21 protein-coding genes are annotated in these 22,239 nt (G+C 64.2%); 15 read left to right on the plus strand and 6 right to left on the minus strand.

Annotation, left to right across the window (positions count from 1 at the left end; translation table 11 throughout):
- Window positions 1-4 precede the first annotated feature (4 nt).
- Window positions 5-598, plus strand: coding sequence for a peroxiredoxin (locus IVB54_RS17780; protein WP_085351429.1), 594 nt, complete (start codon window positions 5-7; stop codon window positions 596-598).
- Here the strand turns inward: IVB54_RS17780 and IVB54_RS17785 are convergent.
- Together IVB54_RS17785 and IVB54_RS17790 are read right to left on the minus strand one after the other, a co-directional pair.
- The gene (locus IVB54_RS17785; protein WP_247487858.1) at window positions 595-1,269 is read right to left on the minus strand and encodes a uracil-DNA glycosylase; all 675 of its coding nucleotides are present in this window, start codon (window positions 1,267-1,269) and stop codon (window positions 595-597) included. The two genes, IVB54_RS17780 and IVB54_RS17785, sit on opposite strands and share 4 nt — an antisense overlap.
- Window positions 1,250-1,897 carry an NYN domain-containing protein gene (locus IVB54_RS17790; RefSeq protein ID WP_007603390.1) on the minus strand — a complete coding sequence of 216 codons (648 nt, stop codon included), beginning with the start codon at window positions 1,895-1,897 and terminating at the stop codon, window positions 1,250-1,252. The genes IVB54_RS17785 and IVB54_RS17790 overlap by 20 nt, the downstream gene beginning before the upstream one ends.
- A gap of 329 nt (window positions 1,898-2,226) precedes the next feature.
- Here IVB54_RS17790 and rpoZ point away from each other — a divergent pair, with 329 nt between their 5' ends.
- The 12 genes from rpoZ (at window position 2,227) to IVB54_RS17850 (ending at window position 14,730) form a co-directional block, all read left to right on the plus strand.
- The gene (gene rpoZ / locus IVB54_RS17795) at window positions 2,227-2,619 is read left to right on the plus strand and encodes a DNA-directed RNA polymerase subunit omega (RefSeq protein WP_007603391.1); all 393 of its coding nucleotides are present in this window, start codon (window positions 2,227-2,229) and stop codon (window positions 2,617-2,619) included.
- Between the two features lie 209 nt (window positions 2,620-2,828).
- On the plus strand, window positions 2,829-5,114 hold the full coding sequence (locus IVB54_RS17800) for a bifunctional (p)ppGpp synthetase/guanosine-3',5'-bis(diphosphate) 3'-pyrophosphohydrolase (RefSeq protein WP_026233572.1): 2,286 nt from the start codon (window positions 2,829-2,831) through the stop codon (window positions 5,112-5,114).
- 45 nt (window positions 5,115-5,159) lie between these two features.
- Window positions 5,160-5,912, plus strand: a complete 753-nt coding sequence (locus IVB54_RS17805; protein ID WP_026233571.1) for a pyridoxine 5'-phosphate synthase — start codon at window positions 5,160-5,162, stop codon at window positions 5,910-5,912.
- Window positions 5,909-6,328, plus strand: a complete 420-nt coding sequence (gene acpS / locus IVB54_RS17810) for a holo-ACP synthase (protein ID WP_007611179.1) — start codon at window positions 5,909-5,911, stop codon at window positions 6,326-6,328. Before IVB54_RS17805 ends, acpS begins: the two co-directional genes overlap by 4 nt.
- Window positions 6,329-6,576: 248 nt before the next feature.
- Window positions 6,577-7,341, plus strand: coding sequence for a signal peptidase I (gene lepB / locus IVB54_RS17815; protein WP_018458408.1), 765 nt, complete (start codon window positions 6,577-6,579; stop codon window positions 7,339-7,341).
- Entirely contained in the window at window positions 7,338-8,204 is an 867-nt protein-coding gene (gene rnc / locus IVB54_RS17820; RefSeq protein ID WP_247542712.1) for a ribonuclease III, read from the plus strand. Before lepB ends, rnc begins: the two co-directional genes overlap by 4 nt.
- Window positions 8,194-9,120 (plus strand): GTPase Era, encoded by a 927-nt coding sequence (gene era, locus IVB54_RS17825; protein ID WP_018458406.1) that lies wholly within the window; start codon window positions 8,194-8,196, stop codon window positions 9,118-9,120. Before rnc ends, era begins: the two co-directional genes overlap by 11 nt.
- Before the next feature lie 21 nt (window positions 9,121-9,141).
- Window positions 9,142-9,522: a hypothetical protein gene (locus IVB54_RS17830; protein WP_018458405.1), complete on the plus strand. Its 381-nt coding sequence runs from the start codon at window positions 9,142-9,144 to the stop codon at window positions 9,520-9,522.
- A 122-nt stretch (window positions 9,523-9,644) separates the two neighbouring features.
- Window positions 9,645-10,397 (plus strand): DNA repair protein RecO, encoded by a 753-nt coding sequence (recO, locus tag IVB54_RS17835; protein ID WP_247487865.1) that lies wholly within the window; start codon window positions 9,645-9,647, stop codon window positions 10,395-10,397.
- 100 nt (window positions 10,398-10,497) lie between these two features.
- Window positions 10,498-10,782: a hypothetical protein gene (locus IVB54_RS17840; protein WP_247453207.1), complete on the plus strand. Its 285-nt coding sequence runs from the start codon at window positions 10,498-10,500 to the stop codon at window positions 10,780-10,782.
- 60 nt (window positions 10,783-10,842) lie between these two features.
- Window positions 10,843-13,101 (plus strand): DNA topoisomerase IV subunit A, encoded by a 2,259-nt coding sequence (gene parC, locus IVB54_RS17845; protein WP_247402570.1) that lies wholly within the window; start codon window positions 10,843-10,845, stop codon window positions 13,099-13,101.
- A gap of 84 nt (window positions 13,102-13,185) precedes the next feature.
- On the plus strand, window positions 13,186-14,730 hold the full coding sequence (locus tag IVB54_RS17850) for a GMC family oxidoreductase N-terminal domain-containing protein (protein ID WP_247298789.1): 1,545 nt from the start codon (window positions 13,186-13,188) through the stop codon (window positions 14,728-14,730).
- Window positions 14,731-14,783: 53 nt separating this feature from the next.
- On the opposite strand, the gene IVB54_RS17855 is transcribed toward IVB54_RS17850, so the two are convergent.
- Window positions 14,784-15,998: a YeeE/YedE family protein gene (locus tag IVB54_RS17855; protein WP_247402573.1), complete on the minus strand. Its 1,215-nt coding sequence runs from the start codon at window positions 15,996-15,998 to the stop codon at window positions 14,784-14,786.
- A gap of 1,256 nt (window positions 15,999-17,254) precedes the next feature.
- Between IVB54_RS17855 and IVB54_RS17860 the strand changes: the two genes are divergently transcribed.
- Window positions 17,255-17,644 (plus strand): nuclear transport factor 2 family protein, encoded by a 390-nt coding sequence (locus IVB54_RS17860; RefSeq protein ID WP_247298205.1) that lies wholly within the window; start codon window positions 17,255-17,257, stop codon window positions 17,642-17,644.
- A 196-nt stretch (window positions 17,645-17,840) separates the two neighbouring features.
- Here IVB54_RS17860 and IVB54_RS17865 read toward each other — a convergent pair whose 3' ends face one another.
- The 3 genes from IVB54_RS17865 to IVB54_RS17875 form a co-directional block, all read right to left on the minus strand.
- Window positions 17,841-18,536 (minus strand): DUF899 family protein, encoded by a 696-nt coding sequence (locus IVB54_RS17865; RefSeq protein WP_247298207.1) that lies wholly within the window; start codon window positions 18,534-18,536, stop codon window positions 17,841-17,843.
- A gap of 278 nt (window positions 18,537-18,814) precedes the next feature.
- The gene (gene chrA, locus IVB54_RS17870; RefSeq protein ID WP_247298209.1) at window positions 18,815-20,200 is read right to left on the minus strand and encodes a chromate efflux transporter; all 1,386 of its coding nucleotides are present in this window, start codon (window positions 20,198-20,200) and stop codon (window positions 18,815-18,817) included.
- Window positions 20,200-21,018: a chromate resistance protein ChrB domain-containing protein gene (locus IVB54_RS17875; RefSeq protein WP_247487869.1), complete on the minus strand. Its 819-nt coding sequence runs from the start codon at window positions 21,016-21,018 to the stop codon at window positions 20,200-20,202. The genes chrA and IVB54_RS17875 overlap by 1 nt, the downstream gene beginning before the upstream one ends.
- 193 nt (window positions 21,019-21,211) lie before the next feature.
- Here IVB54_RS17875 and dmeF point away from each other — a divergent pair, with 193 nt between their 5' ends.
- On the plus strand, window positions 21,212-22,150 hold the full coding sequence (gene dmeF, locus IVB54_RS17880; RefSeq protein ID WP_247487871.1) for a CDF family Co(II)/Ni(II) efflux transporter DmeF: 939 nt from the start codon (window positions 21,212-21,214) through the stop codon (window positions 22,148-22,150).
- The last annotated feature ends 89 nt before the right edge of the window (window positions 22,151-22,239 follow it).

Here is a 22,239-nt window from a genome sequence, read left to right on the forward strand (position 1 = left end):
CGGGATGACTCAGAGAAACCTGCTCGAGGTTGATTGGACCCGGATTCCCGCCCCCGCGGATGACGGCGGCGCCGCGCACCTGAAAGGCATGACGCTGCCGCCGGTCAGCCTGCTCGCCACTGACGACACGTCAGTCGCGCTGTCGGCGCTGCGTGGCCGGACCGTGGTGTTCGCCTATCCGCGCACCGGCGAGCCCGGCAAGATCGCGCTGGTCGACGATTGGGACATGATCCCGGGCGCGCGCGGCTGCACGCCGCAGACTTGCGCGTTTCGCGATCTGTTCGCCGAGCTGAAGGCCGCCGGCGCCGCGCAGGTGTTCGGCCTCTCGACCCAGAGCAACGCGTACCAGACCGAGATGGCCTCGCGGCTGCATCTGCCGTTCCCGGTGCTCTCGGACGAGAAGCTGGCGCTCACGCGCGCCCTGAATTTGCCGACGATGGAGGTCGCAGGCCTGACGCTGATCAAGCGCCTTGCGCTGATCGTCGACGACGCCAGGATCACGCATGTGTTCTATCCGGTGTTTCCGCCCGACCGGAACGCCGGCGATGTGCTGGACTGGCTGAAGGCCAATCCGGCCAAAGGCTTGTCTAGGGATTAGTCGAGGTCGGCCTTCACCTTCGCGAACACGGAGCGGAACATGTCCGGCGTCAGCACGCGGGTGTTCGTGTTGTAGCGGGAGCAGTGATAGCTGTCGTAGAGCCTGAATGCGCCGGCCTGATGCACGGCGCCGTGGCCGAAGGGGGCTTGCGATCCCTTCAGGTTCAGCGGCTTGAGCACGGTGTCGTGCGCAATGCGCCCGAGGGCGACGATCGCGCGCAGGTTCGGCATCGTTGCGAGATTCGCGGCGAGAAACTGCCGGCAGGTGTTGATCTCGACCGGCAGCGGCTTGTTCTGCGGCGGCACGCAATGCACCGCATTGGCGATCCGGCAGTCGACCAGCTTCAGGCCGTCGTCGGGACGCGCCCGATATTGGCCCTTGGCGAAGCCGTATTCGAGCAGCGTGGCGTAGAGCAGGTCGCCGGCATAATCGCCGGTGAAGGGACGGCCGGTGCGGTTGGCGCCCTGCATCCCCGGCGCAAGGCCGACGATCAGCAGGCGCGCCTTGATGTCGCCGAAAGGCGCAACCGGTGCATTGTGCCACAATGGCTCGCGCGCGCGGTTCGCCTCGCGAAAGGCGACCAGGCGCGGACAGAGCGGACAGTCACGGTCGGGGACGAGGCTGAGAGGCTGGCGGCTTGACCGGGCCGCCTCACTCCTCGAAGTCGTCATCGCCCCTCGCCGGCGCCATCGTGGTTGCGCGCTGGAGGAACTGCGGAGCGTGGTGGCGCGCCTCGCGGTCGCCGCGGTCACGCGGGGCGGGGCGTTCGGACGGGTCGCGACCGAGCTTGGACTGCAGCTCGACGAGGTCGGTGAAGACGTCGGCCTGCCGGCGCAGCTCGTCGGCGATCATCGGCGGCTGGCTGGCGATCGTGGAAATCACGGTGACCCGCACGCCGCGGCGCTGAACGGCCTCGACCAGGGAGCGGAAATCGCCGTCGCCCGAGAACAGCACCATCTGGTCGATGTGCTCGGCGAGCTCCATGGCGTTCACGGCGAGCTCGATGTCCATGTTGCCCTTGACCTTGCGGCGGCCGGAGGCGTCGATGAACTCCTTGGTCGCCTTGGTGACGACGGTGTAGCCGTTGTAGTCGAGCCAGTCGATCAGCGGCCGGATCGAGGAGTACTCCTGATCCTCGATGATCGCGGTGTAGTAGAACGCCCTAAGTAGCGTCCCGCGGCTCTGAAACTCCTTCAGCAGGCGCTTGTAATCGATGTCGAAGCCCAGAGTTTTTGCCGTCGCGTAGAGATTGGCTCCATCGATGAAGAGCGCGATCTTGTCGGTAGAGGAAGGTGACATTCAGTTTGCTCGCGTAGAGTTCGTGATTGATCGTTTATTGTTGGCGCGGCGACAGCAAGCCGCGCGCTTCTAAAGTCCCGCCGAAACCCGTCGAAACCGCAAATCCGGAGAAGTCGGGGCAATCAAGGTATAGTTATGGCCAACTTGCACATACCCGGCGCCGCCCTCGCCGGCGGCCCGGGTAACCACCCATCCCAGCGCCAATGTGGGGGTAGCAGAGCCGTTTGGCGAGGCCAAATCACAAATTGGCCTTGCGAAACCCTCCCGGTCCCTATAACTACCGGCATTCATCCACATATTTCGTCCCACCCACAACGGAGCGACAGTCGATGGCTCGCGTCACCGTAGAAGATTGTATCGACAAGGTCGACAACCGGTTTGACCTGGTCCTGCTGGCCGCCCACCGCGCCCGCATGATTTCGTCTGGTTCACAACTAACGGTTGACCGTGATAACGACAAGAACCCTGTTGTGTCTTTGCGCGAAATTGCTGAGACCACCATTTCGCCGGAGGACCTCCGCGAGGAGCTGGTGCACTCGCTGCAGAAGTTCGTCGAGGTCGACGAGCCCGAGCCTGACACTGTGCCGCTGATCGGTTCCGCCGGTGCAAGCGTGGATGCAGACGATACCGAAGTCGCCGTTGAGCGCATGACGGAAGAAGAGCTCCTGAAGGGTCTCGAAGGCCTCGCGCCGCCCGAGGAGCAACCCGAGGAAGACGAGTAAATCGTCCCGTCGCGCTCATCGACTTCTTTGTGATCTGATCAAAGGCCCGAACCGTTGTTCGGGCCTTTGCTTTTGTTGGCGTTTTCGTGGTTACCATAGCGTCGTCGGTTCGCGCCTGTCCCTGTCACTGAATTGATCGGACACGCGCGCGATCGGAGCTAAGATGTATACAACGGGCTCTGTCGTGGTCCGTTTGAAGGCAGGACGGCATGGTATATCGACGCCGCACACCAACGCAGATGCAGGCCGCAACCGAATCGGTTGCCGTGGCCCCGACTGCGCCGGTGGCGCGCCCGGCGAAGCCTCGCGCACGCATGATGCGTCAATATGACCTCGTCGAGCGCGTCAGGTCCTACAATCCCAACACCGACGAAGATCTGCTGAACCGCGCCTATGTCTACGCCATGAAGGCGCACGGCTCGCAGACCCGCGCCTCGGGCGACCCGTACTTCTCCCATCCGCTCGAAGTGGCGGCGATTCTCACCGACCTGAAACTCGACGACGCCACCATCGTGGCTGCGCTGCTCCACGACACGATCGAGGACACCGAAGCGACGCGGGCCGAGATCGACCAGATCTTCGGGCCCGAGATCGGCGCGCTGGTCGAAGGGCTGACCAAGCTGAAGCGGCTGGAGCTGGTGTCGCGGGAGGCCAAACAGGCCGAGAATCTGCGCAAATTGTTGCTGGCCATTGCCGACGACGTCCGCGTGCTCCTGGTGAAGCTCGCCGATCGCCTGCACAACATGCGCACGCTGGACTTCGTGCCGACGGAATCGCGACGGCGCATTGCCGAGGAGACGCTCGATATCTATGCGCCGCTGGCCGGGCGCATGGGCATGCAGGAAATGCGCGAGGAGCTGGAGGACCTGTCGTTCCGGACCCTCGACCCGGAAGCCTATTCGGTGGTGATGCAGCGGCTCGATGCGCTGGCGGAACGCAACCGCAATCTGATCGGCGAAATCGAGGACCAGCTCTCCAACAATCTGCGCCACCGGGGCTTGGGCGCGCGGGTCTATGGCCGCCGCAAGAAGCCATTCTCGATCTGGACCAAGATGGAGCGGAAGTCGGTCGGCTTCGAGCAATTGTCCGACATCTTCGGCTTCCGCGTCGTCGTCAACGACATCGAGGCCTGCTACCGCGCGCTCGGCATCGTCCACACGAACTGGCCGGTCGTGCCCGGGCGGTTCAAGGACTACATCTCGACGCCGAAGCAGAACGACTATCGCTCGATCCACACCACCGTGATCGGCCCCGGCAACCAGCGCGTCGAGTTGCAAATCCGCACCGAGGCGATGGACCAGATCGCCGAGCGCGGCATCGCCGCGCACGTGTTCTACAAGGAAGGCGTGGGCTCGCCGACCGAATTCCTCAAGCGCGAGTCCAATGCGTTCGCCTGGTTGCGCCACACCATCGGCATCCTCTCGGAGAGCGCCAACCCCGAGGAATTCCTCGAGCACACCAAGCTCGAGCTGTTCCACGACCAGGTGTTCTGCTTCACCCCAAAGGGCAAGCTGATCGCGCTGCCGCGCCATGCCAACGTGATCGACTTCGCCTATGCCGTGCATACCGACGTCGGCAACAGCGCGGTGGGCTGCAAGATCAACGGCCAGTTTGCGCCGCTGTCCTCGGAGCTCCAGAATGGCGACGAGGTCGAGGTGCTGACCTCCGAAGCGCAAGCGGCGCCGCCGTCCGCCTGGGAAACGCTCGCGGTCACCGGCAAAGCGCGCGCCGCAATCCGCCGCGCCACCAGGACTGCGGTGCGCGATCAATATGTCGGTCTCGGCCGGCGCATCGTCGAGCGCCTGTTCGAGCGCGCCAAGATCGAATATGCCGACGACAAGCTCAAGGGCGCGCTGCCGCGGCTGGCACGAACCTCGATCGAGGACGTCATGGCGGCTGTGGGACGCGGCGAGATCAAGGCCTCCCACGTCGCGCGTGCGATGTATCCCGACTACAAGGAGGAGCGCATCGCGCGCTACGGCGTCAAGAAGGGGCTTGCCGGCAAGCTCAAGGAGAAGTCGTTCGAACCGCCGCGCACCCCGGTCGCGATTCCGATCCGCGGCATCAATTCCGACCTGCCGGTGAAGTTTGCGCCGAATGGCGGCGCAGTGCCCGGCGACCGCATCGTCGGCATCGTCACGCCGGGCGAGGGCATCACCATCTACCCAATCCAGGCGCCGGCCCTGAAGGATTTCGAAGAAGAGCCGGAGCGCTGGCTCGACGTGCGCTGGGACATCGAGGACTCCGCGCCGCAGCGCTTCCCGGCCCGCATCAAGGTCGAGAATGTCAACGAACCCGGCGCGCTGGCGCAGATCGCGACCGTGATCGCCGAGCACGACGGCAACATCGACAACATCAGCATGCAGCGCCGCTCACCGGACTTCACGGAGACGACGATCGATCTCGAAGTCTACGATCTCAAGCATTTGAGCGCGATCCTGGCCCAGCTGCGCGCGAAGGCGGTCGTCGCCCGCGCCGAACGTGTTAATGGATAGACGCCTTCCGTCATGGTCCATTCCTATGATTCCGTGAGTCCTGAAATGCCTGCACCTCCGCTCCGCCTCGGCGTCAATGTCGACCATGTCGCGACCCTGCGTAACGCGCGCAGCGGCCGCAATCCCGATCCGGTGCGCGCGGCGCTGCTGGCGATCGAGGCCGGCGCCGACGGCATCACCGCTCATTTGCGCGAGGATCGCCGGCACATCCGCGACGAGGACATGGCGCGGCTGAAAGCCGAGATCTCCAAGCCGCTTAATTTCGAGATGGCGGCGACCGAGGACATGATGCGTATTTCGCTCGCCACCAGGCCGCATGCGGTGTGCCTCGTGCCGGAGCGGCGCCAGGAGGTGACGACCGAAGGCGGGCTCGACGTCGTCGGCCAGCACAATGCGCTGGCGCCTTATATCGCGCGGCTGAACGATGCCGGCATCCGGGTGTCGCTGTTCATCGCGGCCGATCCCGCCCAGATCGAGACGGCGGCGCGGCTGCGCGCACCCGTGATCGAGATCCACACCGGCGCCTGGTGCGACGCCGTCGTCGAGGGTCACGCCGACAAGGCCGAGGCCGAATGGCGGCGGATCGTGGCAGGGGCGAAGCTGGCGAAAGAAGCAGGGCTGGAGGTTCACGCCGGACACGGGCTGGACTACGCGACGGCGGAGACGATCGCCGGCTTGCCGGACATCATGGAGCTCAACATCGGCTACTACATGATCGGCGAAGCCCTGTTCGTCGGTCTCGCCGAGACGGTTCGCAGCATGCGCGCGGCGATGGACCGCGGCCGGAGCCGGGCATGATCATCGGCATCGGCTCCGATCTGATCGACATCACCCGGGTCGGCAAGGTGATCGACCGCCATGGCGAGCGCTTCCTCGACCGCATCTTCACCGCGGCCGAGCGGGCCAAGGCGGAGCGGCGCGCCAAGAACGAGAAGATGGTGGTGGCAACCTACGCCAAGCGCTTCGCCGCCAAGGAGGCCTGCTCCAAGGCGCTCGGCACCGGCATCAGGCGCGGCGTGTGGTGGCGCGACATGGGGGTGGTCAACCTGCCGGGAGGGCGGCCAACCATGCAATTGACGGGCGGGGCGCTGGCCCGGCTCCAGGCCCTGACGCCCGAAGGGTTCGCGGCGCAGATCGACCTGTCGATCACCGATGACTGGCCGCTGGCACAGGCCTTCGTCATCATTTCGGCCGTGCCACTGGCCAAACCCTGACGGCGCTCCGATAATTTTATAATTCGCATTCAAAATCAAGCGCTTATGAAGTTTTGACGCGATCCTTGATTGCGTGGCCTCTGACAACCGTCTAAAAGTCCGCGGACGCAAATCAGGCTGGGCGAATTCGGCTTTACGCCGGAATTGGCCCTCATTATCAGAATCAGGACAATCTCCTTGGGCCGCGAGCGATGGGCTGTTCGCGGGAGGAGGGCGCGCTGTGACCGCCCGCCGGAATTGAGAGAGCAATGAGCGTGACTTCAGGAACGAAAACTGAGAGCGGCATCGGCGAAACGATCCGGGTCGTGATCCACGCTCTCCTGATCGCTCTGGTGATCCGCACCTTCCTGTTTCAGCCGTTCAACATCCCATCCGGCTCGATGAAGGCGACACTGCTGGTCGGCGACTATCTGTTCGTCTCGAAATATTCCTACGGCTACAGCCACTACTCGATCCCGTTCTCGCCGCCGCTGTTCTCGGGGCGGATCTGGGGCTCGGACCCGAACCGCGGCGACATCGTCGTATTCCGCCTGCCGAAGGACGATTCCACCGACTACATCAAGCGCGTGATCGGCCTGCCCGGCGACCGCATCCAGATGCGGGACGGGCTGCTCTACATCAACGACACGCCGGTCGAGCGGCAGCGCATGAGCGAATTTGTCGGCGAGGACCCCTGCGGCGCCGAAGGCAGCGGCGTCTCCCGGGTGAAGCGCTGGAAGGAAACGCTCCCGAATGGCGTGTCCTACGAGACGCTGGACTGCGCCGACAACGGCTACGTCGACAACACCAACGTCTACACCGTGCCGACCGGCCACTTCTTCATGATGGGCGACAACCGCGACAACTCCACCGACAGTCGCTTCCTCGGCCAGGTCGGCTACGTGCCGCAGGAGAATTTGATCGGGCGCGCCCAGATGATCTTCTTCTCGATCGCCGAAGGCGAGCATGCCTGGATGTTCTGGCGCTGGCCCTGGGCGGTGCGCTGGAATCGCTTCTTCAAAATCGTCCGATGAAAGACGAAGCCAAGGACATCACGACCCTACCGACCGAGGCGCAAGCGGGCCCCGACGGCGAAGCTGCGACCAAGACTCTTGATACCAAGACCCTTGAGGTCAAGACGCCTGAGATCAAGACGCCCGCAAAGAAGAAGCGGGTGCGGAGCAGCAAGGTCAGGGGCTCGGATGCGAATGCGGGGCTCGAGGCACGCATCGGCTACAGCTTTGTCGATCCGAACCTCTTGATGCAAGGCATCACGCATGTCTCCGCGCTGAAGTCCGGGCGCAAGCGCGGCGACAGCTATCAGCGGCTGGAATTCCTCGGCGACCATGTGCTCGGGCTCGTCGTCTCCGACATGCTCTATCACGCCTTCCCGAACGCCGACGAAGGCGAGCTGTCCAAGCGACTTGCCGAACTGGTGCGCAAGGAGAGTTGCGCCGATGTCGCCAAGTCGCTCGGTCTGCTCGACGACATCAAGCTCGGCTCGGTCGGCTCCAGCGCCGACGCGCGCCTGCGCAAGAGCGTGCTCGGCGACATCTGCGAGGCCGTGATCGGCGCCGTCTTCCTAGACGGCGGCTACGCGGCAGCGGCCGATTTCGTCAAGCGCAACTGGACCGAGCGCATGCACAAGCCGCGACGTCCCTTGCGCGATCCCAAGACCGTTCTCCAGGAATGGGCACAGGGCAAGGGATTGCCGACGCCGGTTTATCGCGAGGTCGAGCGCACCGGCCCGCATCACGATCCGCAATTCCGCGTCGCGGTCGACCTGCCGGGGCTGGCACCGGCGGAAGGCATCGGCGGCAGCAAGCGCGCGGCAGAGAAAGTGGCAGCTTCAGTGATGATCGAACGTGAAGGCGTTGGCGGCGGCAATGACGGTTGAAGCAAGCGGCGAGGCGCCCACTGCCACGCGCTGCGGCTTCGTCGCGCTGATCGGCGCGCCGAATGTCGGCAAATCCACGCTGGTCAATGCGCTGGTCGGGGCCAAGGTCACGATCGTCTCGCGTAAGGTGCAGACCACGCGCGCGCTGATCCGCGGCATCGTGATCGAGAACAACGCGCAGATCATCCTGGTCGATACGCCCGGAATCTTCCTGCCCAAGCGCCGGCTCGACCGCGCCATGGTCTCGACCGCCTGGAGCGGCGCGCATGACGCCGACCTCGTCTGCGTGCTGCTGGATGCCAAGGCCGGCATCGACGAGGAAGCGGAGGCAATCCTCACCAAGGTCGCCAGCGTCAAGCACGAGAAGATTTTGGTCATCAACAAAGTCGACCTGGTCCAGCGCGAGAAGCTGCTGGCGCTGGCGCAGGCTGCCAACGAGCGCATGGCCTTCGCAAAGACGTTCATGATCGCGGCGATCTCCGGCGACGGCGTCGATGACCTCAGGCGTACGCTGTCCGAGATCGTACCGCCGGGGCCGTTCCTCTATCCCGAAGACCAGATGTCGGACGCGCCGATGCGGCAGCTCGCGGCCGAGATCACGCGCGAGAAGATCTTTCGCAAACTGCACCAGGAACTGCCCTACCAGTCCACCGTCGAGACCGACAAGTGGGAAGAACGCAAGGACAAGTCGGTGCGCATCGAGCAGACGATTTTCGTCGAGCGCGAAAGCCAGCGCAAGATCGTGCTCGGCGCCGGTGGCGCCACCATCAAGTCGATCGGCGCGGACTCGCGCAAGGAGATCGGCGAGATCCTGGGCGTGCCGGTGCACCTGTTCCTGTTCGTCAAGGTGCGCGAGAACTGGAGCGACGATCCCGATCGCTACCGCGAGATGGGCCTGGAATTTCCCAAAGAATAACCAAGAAAAGATCGGTCGACGATGAGCGTACCCAGCAACGTACGGCGCTTCGAAGCGTTGCTCTATGCATCGTTGATGCTGGATGCCTTGTCGGTGGCGGTGCAGGACCGCACGCCGACTGCCGAGATGACCGAACAGATGATCATGACGTCGTCGCTGCTCGCCGGCGGCATGATCCTGCTGCTGGTGTATTTCGTCCGGCTGGCCGCGCACGGGCGCAAGAACTGGCCGCGCTGGGTGCTGGCGGCAGCGCTCGTGCTGTCGGTGATCTCGCTCGGCCAGATCATCGGCGAGAAAGGCATGGAACTCGACAGCGCCATCGAGATCGTCTCCTGCGTGCTGACCGCGATGGGATTGTATTTCTCGTTCCGCGGCGACGCGCAGGGCTGGTTCAACGCGTGAGGCCGTGTCGGGTGGATTGGCGGCGCGCAATTCACCTTCCAGGCGTGCCCCCGCGATTGGCCGATTAGGCCTTCGGCCAATCCGCCCTACGATTGAAGACCGGAATCCGCTAGACTTCACCGATGGAATGGACCGACGAAGGCATCGTGCTGGGGGTGCGGCGGCATGGCGAGAGCAGCGCCATCGTCGAGTTGCTAACCCGTGCCCACGGCCGCCATCTCGGTCTCGTCCGCGGCGGCGCCGGCTCTCGGATGCGTCCGTTGCTGCAGCCCGGCAACAGCCTCCGCGCGGTATGGCGGGCGCGGCTCGACGAGCATCTCGGCACCTATGCCATCGAGGGCCTCAAGCTGCGGGCGGCGACGCTGCTGGGATCATCCCACGGCGTCTACGGCATCACCCATCTCGCCTCGATCGCGCGGTTGCTGCCGGAGCGCGATCCGCACGAAAACCTCCTGGCGCTGCTCGAACATTCGCTGGACGATTTCGACGACATCGGCAGCGCGGCCGTGCACGTGATCCATTTCGAACTGGCAATGCTCACCGAACTCGGCTTCGGGCTGGCGCTGGAAAACTGCGCGGTGACAGGAGAGACCACCGACCTGATCTACGTCTCGCCCAAATCCGGCGGCGCGGTGTCCCGCGGGGCGGGCGAGCCGTGGCGCGACCGCCTGTTGCGGCTGCCGCCGTTCCTGCGCCAAAGCGAGGTGCAGGGCGACCTCACCGATCAGGACCTCCAGGACGGCTTTCGACTGACCGGCCTGTTCCTGCTGCGCCACGTGCTGGAACCACGCGGGCAAGGCCATTCCGATGCGCGGGCAGGCTTCATCAACGCGCTGACGCGACAGCAGGCAAAGGCCGCCATTCCCGCGCCATGAGCTTGGCGCGGCTCTGCGTTGCCTCAGTGGACCGGCCCTTGCTGGAACAAAAGTCGGTTCCCCGGACTTGCCATTTTGGGTTCCAACCGGGGGTAGCCTCATGCTGATCAAGGGACTTGTGATATCGGCAGCGCTGATTGCGCTGGCGCCGGACGCCCTCGCGGGTGAGCAGCCGGGCGTCTTTCGCCGTGCTTCCTGTACCGTCGTCAGATTCTATGTGGCTAAATATTCCGCTGCAGCCGCAGAGGCATGGGCACGGTCCAAAGGCGCGACGGAGGCCGAGATCGACACCGCGCGGCGGTGCCTGACCAATGCCCCGGCCACCACGCGGGCTAAAGCCGCGCCACCCACCCAGACCTTCACCGCAGGCTGGGCCGGCCAGTAGGCCGCCACAGGGAACCAATCGATCCTTGCCGGATTCGCTTCCACGGTTTAACCGGGCGGCATGGGAAAACGATTGATTCCGCCGGAGGAACCGGCCGAAATTCACGAGGTGCCGCTGCGTGAGGCGTTGGAAGAGCGCTATCTCGCCTACGCGCTCTCCACCATCATGCACCGCGCGCTGCCGGATGCGCGCGACGGCCTGAAGCCGGTACACCGGCGCATCCTGTATGGCATGCGGCTGCTCCGGCTCGACCCGGGCACGGCATTCAAGAAGTCCGCCAAAATCGTCGGCGACGTGATGGGCTCGTTCCATCCGCATGGCGACCAGGCGATCTACGACGCCATGGTGCGCCTGGCGCAGGACTTCTCCTCGCGCTACCCGCTGGTCGACGGCCAGGGCAATTTCGGCAATATCGACGGCGATAATCCCGCCGCCTATCGCTACACCGAAGCGCGCATGACCGACGTCGCGCGGCTTCTGCTCGACGGAATCGATGAGGACGGGGTCGAATTCCGCCCCAATTACGACGGCCAGTCGAAAGAGCCGATCGTCCTGCCCGGCGGCTTCCCGAATCTGCTCGCCAATGGCGCGCAAGGTATCGCAGTCGGCATGGCGACCTCGATCCCGCCGCACAACGCCGCCGAGCTCTGCGACGCCGCGCTGCATCTGATCGAGAAGCCCGACGCGAAGTCGAAGGCCTTGCTGAAATGGGTCAAGGGTCCGGACTTTCCAACCGGCGGCATCTGCGTCGATTCCAAGCAGGCGATCGCTGAAGCCTACACCACCGGTCGCGGTTCGTTTCGCGTCCGCTCCCGATGGGAGCAGGAAGAGGGCGCGCGCGGCACCTGGGTCGTCGTCGTCACCGAGATACCCTTTCTGGTGCAGAAGTCCCGGCTGATCGAGAAGATCGCCGAGCTGCTGGACCAGAAGAAGCTGCCGCTGGTCGGCGATATCAGGGACGAGTCGGCCGAAGACGTTCGCATCGTGATCGAGCCGAAATCGAAGAACGTCGATCCCGCGCTGATGATGGAATCGCTGTTCCGGCTGACCGAGCTCGAAAACAAGATTCCGCTGAACCTCAACGTGCTGATCAAGGGCCGCATTCCCAAAGTCGTGGGGCTCGCGGAGTGCTTGCGCGAATGGCTCGACCATCTGCGCGACGTGCTGATCCGTCGCACCAACCATCGCAAGGCCGAGATCGAGCGCCGGCTGGAGATCCTCGGCGGCTTGCTGATTGCCTATCTGAACATCGACGAGGTGATCAGGATCATCCGCAATGAGGACGAGCCGAAGCCGGCGCTGATCAAGGCGTTCAAGCTCACCGAGGTGCAGGCCGAAGCCATCCTCAACATGCGGCTCCGAAGCCTGCGCAAGCTCGAGGAGATGGAGATCCGCGGCGAGGACAAGGATCTTCGCAAGGAGCTGAAGGGCATCGAGGGACTGCTGGCGTCCGAACCCGAGCAGTGGAAGAAAGTCGGCGAGCAGGTCGGCAAGGTTCGCGACATGTTCGGACCGAAGACCCCGCTCGGCAAGCGCCGCACCACCTTTGCCGACGCGCCAGAGCATGATCTCGCTGCGATCGAGGAGGCCCTTGTCGAGCGCGAGCCGGTGACGGTGGTGGTCTCCGACAAGGGCTGGATCCGCACTCTCAAGGGCCATGTCGAGGATCTCTCGGGGCTGGCCTTCAAGCAGGACGACAAGCTCGGATTCGCGTTCTTCGCGGAAACGACCTCGAAGCTGCTGCTGTTCGCCACCAACGGAAAATTCTACTCGCTCGATGTCGCAAAACTTCCGGGCGGCCGCGGTCATGGCGAGCCGATCCGCCAGTTCATCGATCTCGAGCCGGAGGCCGCGCCGGTCACGCTGTTCGTCAACAAGGGCGGACGCAAATTCCTGGTCGCGAGCCACGAGGGCCAAGGGTTCGTCGTCAACGAGGACGATTGCGTCGGCACCACCAAGAAGGGCAAGCAGGTCCTCAACGTCGACATGCCGAACGAGGCGCGCACAGTCACCGAGGTGATCGGCGACACCGTCGCGGTCATCGGCGAGAACCGCAAGATGCTGGTGTTCCCGCTCGACCAGGTGCCGGAGATGGCGCGTGGCCGCGGTGTGCGTCTGCAGAAGTACAAGGACGGCGGCCTCTCCGACATTGCAGTGTTCGACGCCAAGACGGGCCTGACCTGGAAGGACTCCGCCGGCCGCGAATTCTCCGCGACCATGAAGGAGCTCGCCGAGTGGAAAGGCTCTCGCGCGGACGCCGGCCGTCTGCCGCCGAAGGGATTCCCGAAGTCGAACAAGTTCGGCAGGGGGATCGGGTAGTCGGGCGACAGTCTGGTTCCGCCGGTGCGCGCGGTCTGATACCGTCCGCCATCCCGGTGTTCTGGAACGTTGAGAAGTAGCGCGATGTACGATGTCATTGTTGTCGGCGGCGGCTCGGCCGGCGCTGCTGTTGCGGCGCGGCTCTCGGAAGATCCCGCACGGCGCGTCCTGCTGCTGGAGGCGGGTCTGGACTGGCGCGCCGACGAGGCGCCCTGGGAGGTGATGACGCCAAATCCCATCCCGATCATCCACAAGCGCGAGTACCAGGAGAAGTGGCAATGGCCGGATCTTCTGACGCGCCGTGTGGCCGGCCAGGAGCCGCGCTTCTACTGGCGCGGCAAGGGGCTCGGCGGCTCGTCGATGATGAACGGCCAGATCGCCATCCGCGGCGTCGCTGCTGCGTTCGACGAATGGGCCGCCAATGGCTGCACCGGCTGGTCGGCCACGGACGTGATGCCGTTGTTCTCGGTGATCGAGGATGATCTGGAATTCGGCGACGCCGCCGGCCACGGCCGCGGTGGACCGCTGCCGGTCTATCGGGCGCCGCCGGAAAAATGGGGGCCGATCGACCGCGGCTTGCGCGATGCGGCGTTGGCGAGCGGCTATCCCTGGTGCGCCGACGTCAACGGCCCTGACGGCGAGGGCGTCGCCTGCTATCCCATCAACAGCCGCGACAGCCGCCGCATCACGACCAATGAGGGTTATCTGGAGCCCGCGCGGGGCCGCGCCAATCTGGAAATTCGCGGGCATGCGCTGGTCGACCGCGTGCTGATCAGCGACGGCCGGGCAACCGGCCTCCGCGTTCACATCGAGGGGCAGGGCACCAGCGAGATCAGCGCGCGCCAGATCGTGCTGTGCGCCGGCGCCATCCACAGTCCAGCGATCCTGCTGCGCTCGGGCATCGGTCCTGCGGAGGAGCTGAAGGCGATGGGGATCGCGGTCGAGCGCAACCTGCCGGTCGGCAAGCACTTCTTCGATCATCCGCTGTTCCGTGCCACGATCCAGCTCCACCAAGACCTGCGGCCGACCGATCCGGACACCCGCCACACCAATTGCTGCGTGACCTATTCGTCGGGCCTCGCCGAGGGCGGCAAGCGCGACATGATCCTGATCGCCTTCAATCACCGCGGCATCGGCGTGCCGGGCGCGATCGGCGCCGGGCTGTTCAACGCGTATTCGCGTGGAACGCTCAAGCTGGCCTCGACCGATCCCACGATCGATCCCGTCGTCGAGGAAAACATGCTGGCCGATCCCCGCGACATGCTGCGCATGAAGGATGCGGTGAAGCGGCTCGCCGTGATCACCTCCCAGCCGGCGCTATCAGGCATCGCCGACTGGATCCGGCTCGCGGACACCGATCTGACGCTGCCGCAAGCCGCGGCCTTGCCGGAGCATGAACTGGATGCGCTGCTGCGCCGTGAGACCGGCGATATCCAGCACGCCGCCGGCAGTTGTCGTATGACCGGCTTTGAGAGCGCCGACGGCGTGGTCAACCCTGACGGCACCGTGAAGGGCATCTCCGGCCTGCGCATCGCCGACGCCTCGATCATGCCATCGGATTGCCGGGCCAACACGCATTTCACGACCGTGGTGATTGGCGAGGCGATCGCGCGGATGATGATGCGTTAGGTTCAATCGTCGTCCGCCATGGCGGTCTGATGAAACGGCGCGCAGACGAAAACCTACCGCTCGACGGCCAAGCCGAACAGCGGTCGGAGATGTGTCCCCAGAATGTTGCCGACGAAAGCCGCCACCAGCCAGCACCAGCCATGCAGGCTGCCCGATGCGATCCCGCTGAAATAAGCGCCGATATTGCAGCCATAGGCGAGCCGGGCGCCATAGCCGAGAAGCAGGCCGCCGATGATGGCGGCGAGGAGCGAGGATGCGGAGATGCGCCATGTCGGATGGAATTTGCCGGCGAGGCCTGCGGCCAGCAACGCTCCCAGGATGATGCCGAAATCCATGACGGAGGTGATGTCGGCGAAGACGCTTTGGTGCAGCGAGGTCGCGCGAGCACCCTGCCAATAGGGCCATGACGCGACGTCGACGCCGAGGCTCATCAGGATCTTCGATCCCCAGAGCGCGAAAGCGGAGGTGATGCCCCAGGGACGTCCCGCAAGATACAGCGTGGCGAAATTTCCGATCGCGAGCAGGATCGCGCCCCACAGCAGCGGCCATGGCCCCTGCATGAAGCGGCGTAGGCCTTGCAGCTTCGTCCGCGCTCCCGGCTCGAGTTCGCCGTGGCGGCCGATCTCGGCCCTGAGGGTGATGAGATAAATTGCAGCCATAACAGCCCAGCAGAGCACGAGCGCCGGCAGCCATCCGAGCCGTTCGATCAACGAGACGGCGCCGATGTTCGGCAGCGCGCTCCACCACGGCAGATGCAATGCACCGAGCGTCGATCCGGCGATGAAGGCCGCCAGTGTCACCAGCATGCGGGTGTTGCCGCCGCCGGCGGTATAAAGCGTTCCCGACGCGCAGCCGCCGCCAAGCTGCATTCCAAGGCCGAACAGGAATGCCCCGGTGAGCATGCCCACGCCCACCGCGCCGAGCTCGCCACGCACGGCGACGCCGAACAGCGTGCCTTGCGCCAGGGCCGGGAAGAAGAGGGCGGTTGCCAGCGCAAGCATGACCATTTGGGCGCGAAGGCCGGCGCCTCGTCGTGCGACAATGAAGACGCGCCAAGCCGAGGTGAACCCGAACAGCGCATGGTACAGCGTCAGGCCAAGTGCGCCTCCGAGAAGAAACAACAATCCCTGTTGCCACGAAATCGTGCCTGACAAGGCCGCTGCGCCCGCCAGAAGAATTGCCGCCGCGACAGCGACGACCGTGAGATTGGCGCCGTGCCGGTCATTGTCAGGGGCAAGCAGCCGCGCATCGATAGATAGATCGGTCATGGCTCATCCAAAAGCGGATTTCTTCGGCAGTGAGAGCTAACCGGGGCGAATTCTCCCCGTTCCAATCTTTCCACCTTGGAACTGATGCGATAGCGCTAGCCTGTCATGCCCAGGCTCGACCGGGGCATTCAGTACGCCGCGGCCTCTCCTCTCAAATCTCGACTGTCTTGGGCTACCGGGTCGCCCGGTCAAGCCGGGCGACGACAGCGAGAGTGGGCAAGATTAGTCGTCGCGCCGATGCACGTTTCAAACGGCGGACGAGAGTTCGCGATCTCGCGGCGCGTTCCGCCCGAGTCTTGCGTCGTCGCATCGCCCTCATTGAGACAAGGGCGCAGGGAAGGCCGGGCGCCGGCTGGCACCCGCAGATCCGTGGCGATAGAAATGCACACGGGGTGGATCACAGGTTCGCCGGATCGCCCGGCCTTCCCTGCGCGATGGTTTTAACGTGTCCTTCGTGCTCTCCTCGGGGAGCGATGCACTATTGCCCCCGTCGCCATGCAGATGACTGATGCGCGCGGCCCGGTTGGGCCGCCACATCACCGCAGGACTTGACGCACAGACCCCGGGCGTCAGGACCACACGACTTGTTCGTCCGCGCACGTCCTCGCTGGGACTTCGGGTGCTGGCGTGTGCTCACACCCGAAGCCATGCCAAGACGCTTTCGGCATCGTGTCGTAGGCACGAAAGCCATTGCTCACAGCCGAAGCCGCCCTGCAATGCCTATTATGCCCGACGCCGTCGCGTCCATCGCTGCCCAGCCCGCGGTTCGTGACGATCGCGATCCGCCCCTTGTCTCGGGCCAGGGTATGTCGCTTATACGTCAAATCCGAATTTCGGTAAAGTGGAATATTTTACGAGGTGGGCTTGACGGGCGATGTGGCGGAAGTGGTCGTCGCTGTTTTGCCCGACGGGCACGGGCAGGCGAGGACGACGGCTTCGCCCAAAGAGTTGAGACGGCAGCTTTTGAGGACAGAGAGTAAGTCCGCCGGCGCGGTCATCATCGACGGCTTGTGCCCCTGGACGGACATTCAACGGAAACCTCGAAATTCCTCATGGAATTCTGGCCAAGCGCGTGCAGCGCGAGCCCGGAACGATTTTTACCGAAGGTTGTTAAGGCTCAAATTATCTGATGTCGCTTCTATCGTGGCATGACGCCAGCAAGGGAAGGCGCTTTCGCCCAGCTTGAGGCCCCGAGCTCTTTGTTGAAGAGTCGCGGTCGGCCTTACGTTCGGTCGAACTCTAAAAGGAAAAACGGCATGACGAAAAGCACGCTCGATCTGGCACGTGCCAGGTTAAAGGCATACGTCGATAAGGATCGGACAGCGATCGAAGCGCTTCTTGCGGACGACTATCACTTCTCAAGTCCAATCGACAATGAGTTGGATCGTGCGACTTATCTGCGCCGTTGCTGGCCCAACAGCGAGAAGACCAATTCGTTCGATGAAGTCATCGCGACCGAGGATGGAAGCCGAGCAGTCATCGTCTATGAGGCAGCTGCCGCAGGGGGGCACAGGTTTCGTAATTGCGAGGTAACCACTGCTCGCGGAGACAAGATCGTTCGGGTGGAAGTCTACTTTGGATGGGATATGCCTCACAAAGCGCCGAAAGGCGGCTCCGTCGAAAATGACGGCGAGGGTCACGCTTAGCGGGATGCCGGTCGAGCTACGATCAACAACGCAGCTTTGGCATTTGTAGGCCCTTGGTCTCATCCCATGCGCGGTCATCCACGTCTCGACCTCGTCCGGGTTCGTCAGGATCACAGGCATCGCTTTCGCGCGGATGGCATTGCAACATGCTAGCGAAGCCGCGCGCGCATTATCACTATCACTGACGGCAGGAGGCTCAGTAAGCGAGCTTTGGGTACCAGTCGGTGCCGCGGCCTTCTGGCGTGGTATCGAGGATGGTCCAGAGCGGATCGAAGTCGGGCGCGCCGCGCGGATCCTGTTGGGGGTCGGCCATCGTGCCGCTCATCTCGCCGGACCAAAAATGTCGGATCGTGCCGTCGCGCTGTGTGAACACGCTGTAGCCGGGCACGTCGGCATCCTCGGCGCTGACATAGTCGCGCGTGTAATCGCCGGAGATGTCAGAGAAGACCTTGTGCCGCGTCCAGCCGCGCGCCTTCTTTGCCTCGATCAACCTGGCGATCGGTGACCGCGCGATGAAGACGAACCCGATACGCTGCTCGATGTCGGGTAATTTGTGCTCCCATGTGCTCATGAATGAGGTGCACATCGGGCAGGGCGTCTGCCGCTGCGGCCCGAACATGTAGCTGTAGACCGCGAGCGTCTGCTTGCCGTCGAACAAATCGACGAAATTCACTTTGCCATTCTCGCCTTCAAACACGTAGTTTTTCTTCACCTCGCCGCCGGGCGGAAGCGCCCGGCGCAGTTCAGCGACAAGCTCGATCTGACGACGCAGCTCGATCTCCTTCGTCAGGAGGTCTTGCCGGGCGCGGCGATAATCGACGCTTTCGTTGGGAAAATGAGCCTTGTTCGTACCAGCAAGCTCCGAAGCAGGCTTCAGGATGGAACTATCCATTGCATGACCTCTGGTTGGGGCCGATATCTGGGAAGACGTCCGGCGGCACCTCGTTCCGACACCTTCGCTCAACTATTTGGAAAGCGCTCGGTTGGTCCAAAAGATCCTGCTGCGGGTCGCTGCGGTGTTTCGAGCGCGCGTGGCCTCTAGGCCAAACGCCTGCTCATCAAGGTCGGTCCTTGGGTCCTTGCCCCTGAGCATAGTCGCCATGCAACCCTGACCGCTTAGCGATGCCTTCCATTGGCAAACCGGACGTGACGAACCAATCAGTCGGTGTCCTAGATCACCCCCGCCAGCCGCAACGCCACGCCCGCCGCGCAACTGCCGGCCAGCACCGTCAACATCCCCAGCTTGAACCGGAAGATCGCAGTTGCCGCCGCGATCGACAGCAGCAGCGCGGGGATGTCGATGCTGGTCAGCACCGGCATGTCGAAGTCCAGCGGAAACGCATGCACCGGCACGGTCTCGCGGAACAGCGTGTGCAGCGCGAACCAGATCGAGAGGTTGAGGATCACGCCGACGACGGCGGCGGTGATAGCGCTCAGCGCGCCCGCAAGCCCGGTGTTGCCGCGCAGCCGTTCGATGTAGGGAGCACCGACAAAGATCCAGAGGAAGCAGGGCGTGAAGGTGACCCAGGTCGCGAGCAATCCGCCGAGCGTGGCCGCAAGCATCGGCGACAGACCGCTGGCGTCGCGGTAGGCGGCCATGAAGCCCACGAACTGGAGCACCATGATCAGCGGACCCGGCGTGGTCTCGGCCATGCCGAGGCCGTCGAGCATCTCGTGCGGCTTGAGCCAGTGATAGTGCTCGACCGCCTGCTGGGCGACATAGGCCAGCACTGCGTAGGCGCCGCCGAAGGTGACCATCGCCATTTTCGAGAAGAACAGCGCGATGTGACTGAAGACATTGGCCTGCCCGAGCACAAGCACGAGCGCGATCACCGGCACCAGCCAGAGCGCAAGCCACAGCGCGCCGACGCGAATGGTGCGGGCGGTGTTGGGTCGGACATGATCGGGCACGGCGTCGCCCAGCATGCTGTCGATCAAGGCGCTGCTGCCGCCGTGACCATGACCGGCCGGCGCGAACTCCGGACGGCCGCTTCTCGCGCCGGCATAGCCGATGATGCCTGCGGCGATGATGATGATGGGGAAGGGGACGGCAAAGAAGAAGATCGCGACGAAGGCCATCGCGGCGAGCGCGATCATGATGCGGTTCTTCAGCGCGCGCTTGCCGACGCGCACCACGGCCTCGACGACGATGGCGAGCACGGCGGCTTTCAAGCCGAAGAACAGCGCCTCGACGAAGCTGACATTGCCGTAGGCGGCGTAGACGTAGCTGAGGCCCATGATGGCGATGATGCCGGGCAGGATGAACAGTCCGCCCGCCATCAGCCCGCCGGCAGTGCGATGCATCAGCCAGCCGATATAGGTTGCGAGCTGCTGCGCCTCCGGGCCCGGCAAGAGCATGCAGTAGTTCAGCGCATGGAGGAAGCGGCCTTCCGAGATCCACTTCTTTTCCTCGACCAGGATGCGGTGCATCACCGCGATCTGGCCCGCGGGCCCGCCAAAACTCAGGCAGGCGACACGGAGCCAGACGCGAAAGGCTTCACTGAAGCTGACGCCGTGACCGGCATCAGCTCCGGTTTCGATCGTACGCGTATCCATCAAGCCTTTGCCTTGTTGGTCGGCCAGTTATGGGTCTCAGACGTCGCGTCACGGCACCAGCGGTAGAACGCGTCGTAGAGCAGCATGCCGGCCTCGAGCTGTTCGAGGTCGTCATCATACATCCGCGACAGCCCGAGCGAAGCCGCGAGCAGGCCGGGGGCCTCCGGCGCAAGGTCGGGCCGCGCGGTGTCGGCGCCGCGTACCATTGTTGCGAGCCGGAGCAGCGCCGGCGCGGCAATCCCGAACTCCTCGATCATGACATCGAAGGTGCAGAGCTCGCCACGGTGGCTCCAGAACACGTTCTCGATGTCGAAGGGGGCGGCGTTGAAGCGTTCGCCGACGGCGACCACTTCGGACGGTGCCACGAACAGGAACACCGCATTGGGATCGACGAAGCGTCGGATCAGCCAGGGGCAGGCGATGCGATCGACCTTGGGCCGCGCCCGTGTCACCCAGACGGTGCGTCCCTTGACGTCGCGCGGCGGTAGCTTGCGGGTATCGAGCAGCGGCAGCTTTGCGTCCTTCCAGCCCTCGAATCCGCCTTCCAGCGTCTCGGCCTGGACCCCAAGCTGCCTGAGCCAGGCCGCCGTGCCCTGCGCCAGCTTTGCGCCGCGCAGGCAGGAGACGATGGCGGTGCGGCCGGCGAATTCGGCACCCCATTCCGGAACATTGTCGTGGCTGAGCTTGATCGAACCTGGGATCAACCGCCGGTCGGCGGCAAAATCCTCGTCGGTGCGCACGTCAATCAGGGCAGGGGCATTCGCCGTGCCGATCAACCGTGCCAGCTTGTCAGATGATATCGTCGTGTAGGAAGACATGATGCGCCCTCGTAAGAACAAACGGGACGCGATACTTGGGCATGTCGCCTCGTGGGGAGATCGCTCAAATCCCCATGACCTTCATTACACCGAAACGCCCCCGACCTGTCAATCGGCTCGTTCCTCGATTTTGCCCGGACCTCCCGCAGGTCTATATTGGTGTCAACGGGCCGAACCTCTCGGAGACTTTGCGATGCATTCCCATTCCGTCGAACAATGGACCCATGACCACGCCTTCCTGGGCGAGAAGCACGACGAGAACGAGCGGCGCACCTGGCTCGTCGTCATCCTGACGCTGGTCATGATGGTCGGCGAGATCGTCGCCGGCTCGCTGTTCGGCTCGATGGCGCTGCTCGCCGACGGCTGGCACATGGGCACGCATGCGGCGGCGCTGGGGATTGCCGCGTTCGCGTATCGCTTTGCGCGGCGGCACCTGGGGAGCTCGCATTTCAGCTTCGGCACCGGCAAATTCGGCGATCTCGCCGCCTTCGCCAGCGCGATCATCCTCGGCCTGATCGCGGTCGAGATCGCCTATGAGAGCGTGCTGCGGCTGATCAATCCGGTGCCGATCGTTTATGGCGAGGCGATAGTGGTCGCCGCCCTCGGCCTGTGCGTCAACCTCGCCAGTGCCTGGCTGCTCCGCGACAACCATGGTCATCACCATCATGGCCATGCGCATGATGATCACGATGACCATGATCACCACCACCACGACAACAATCTCCGCGCGGCCTATGTCCACGTCATGGCGGACGCGGCGACCTCGGTGCTGGCGATCGCCGCGCTCCTGGTTGCCATGTATTCGGGATGGGCCTGGGCCGATCCGGCGGTCGGCCTGATCGGCAGCGCCGTGATCGCGAGCTGGGCGTTCGGCCTGATCAAGACATCAGGCGCGGTGCTGCTTGACGTGCGCGCTGACGAGAAGCTCGAGCGTGTGATCCGGGCGCGCATGGAGATCGGCGACGACCGCGTCACCGATTTGCATCTCTGGCAGGTCGGCCCCGGCCATTGTGCCGTGCTGGTGTCGGTGGTGTCGGACCAGCCGAAGCAGCCGGCGGTCTACAAGAAGCGGCTCGCCGGACTGAAGGGGCTCAGCCACGTCACCGTCGAGGTCGAGACCTGCCCGCATTGAGCCTGCCCGCATTGGCGATAGTTTTTAAGGGAATTCTGCGAACGGACCAGGGTTGATCCTCGGTCACAGCCGACAAGACAGCCGACCTG

This window comes from Bradyrhizobium sp. CW1 (genome assembly GCF_023100665.1).
GTDB classification, from domain to species: domain Bacteria; phylum Pseudomonadota; class Alphaproteobacteria; order Rhizobiales; family Xanthobacteraceae; genus Bradyrhizobium; species Bradyrhizobium canariense_D.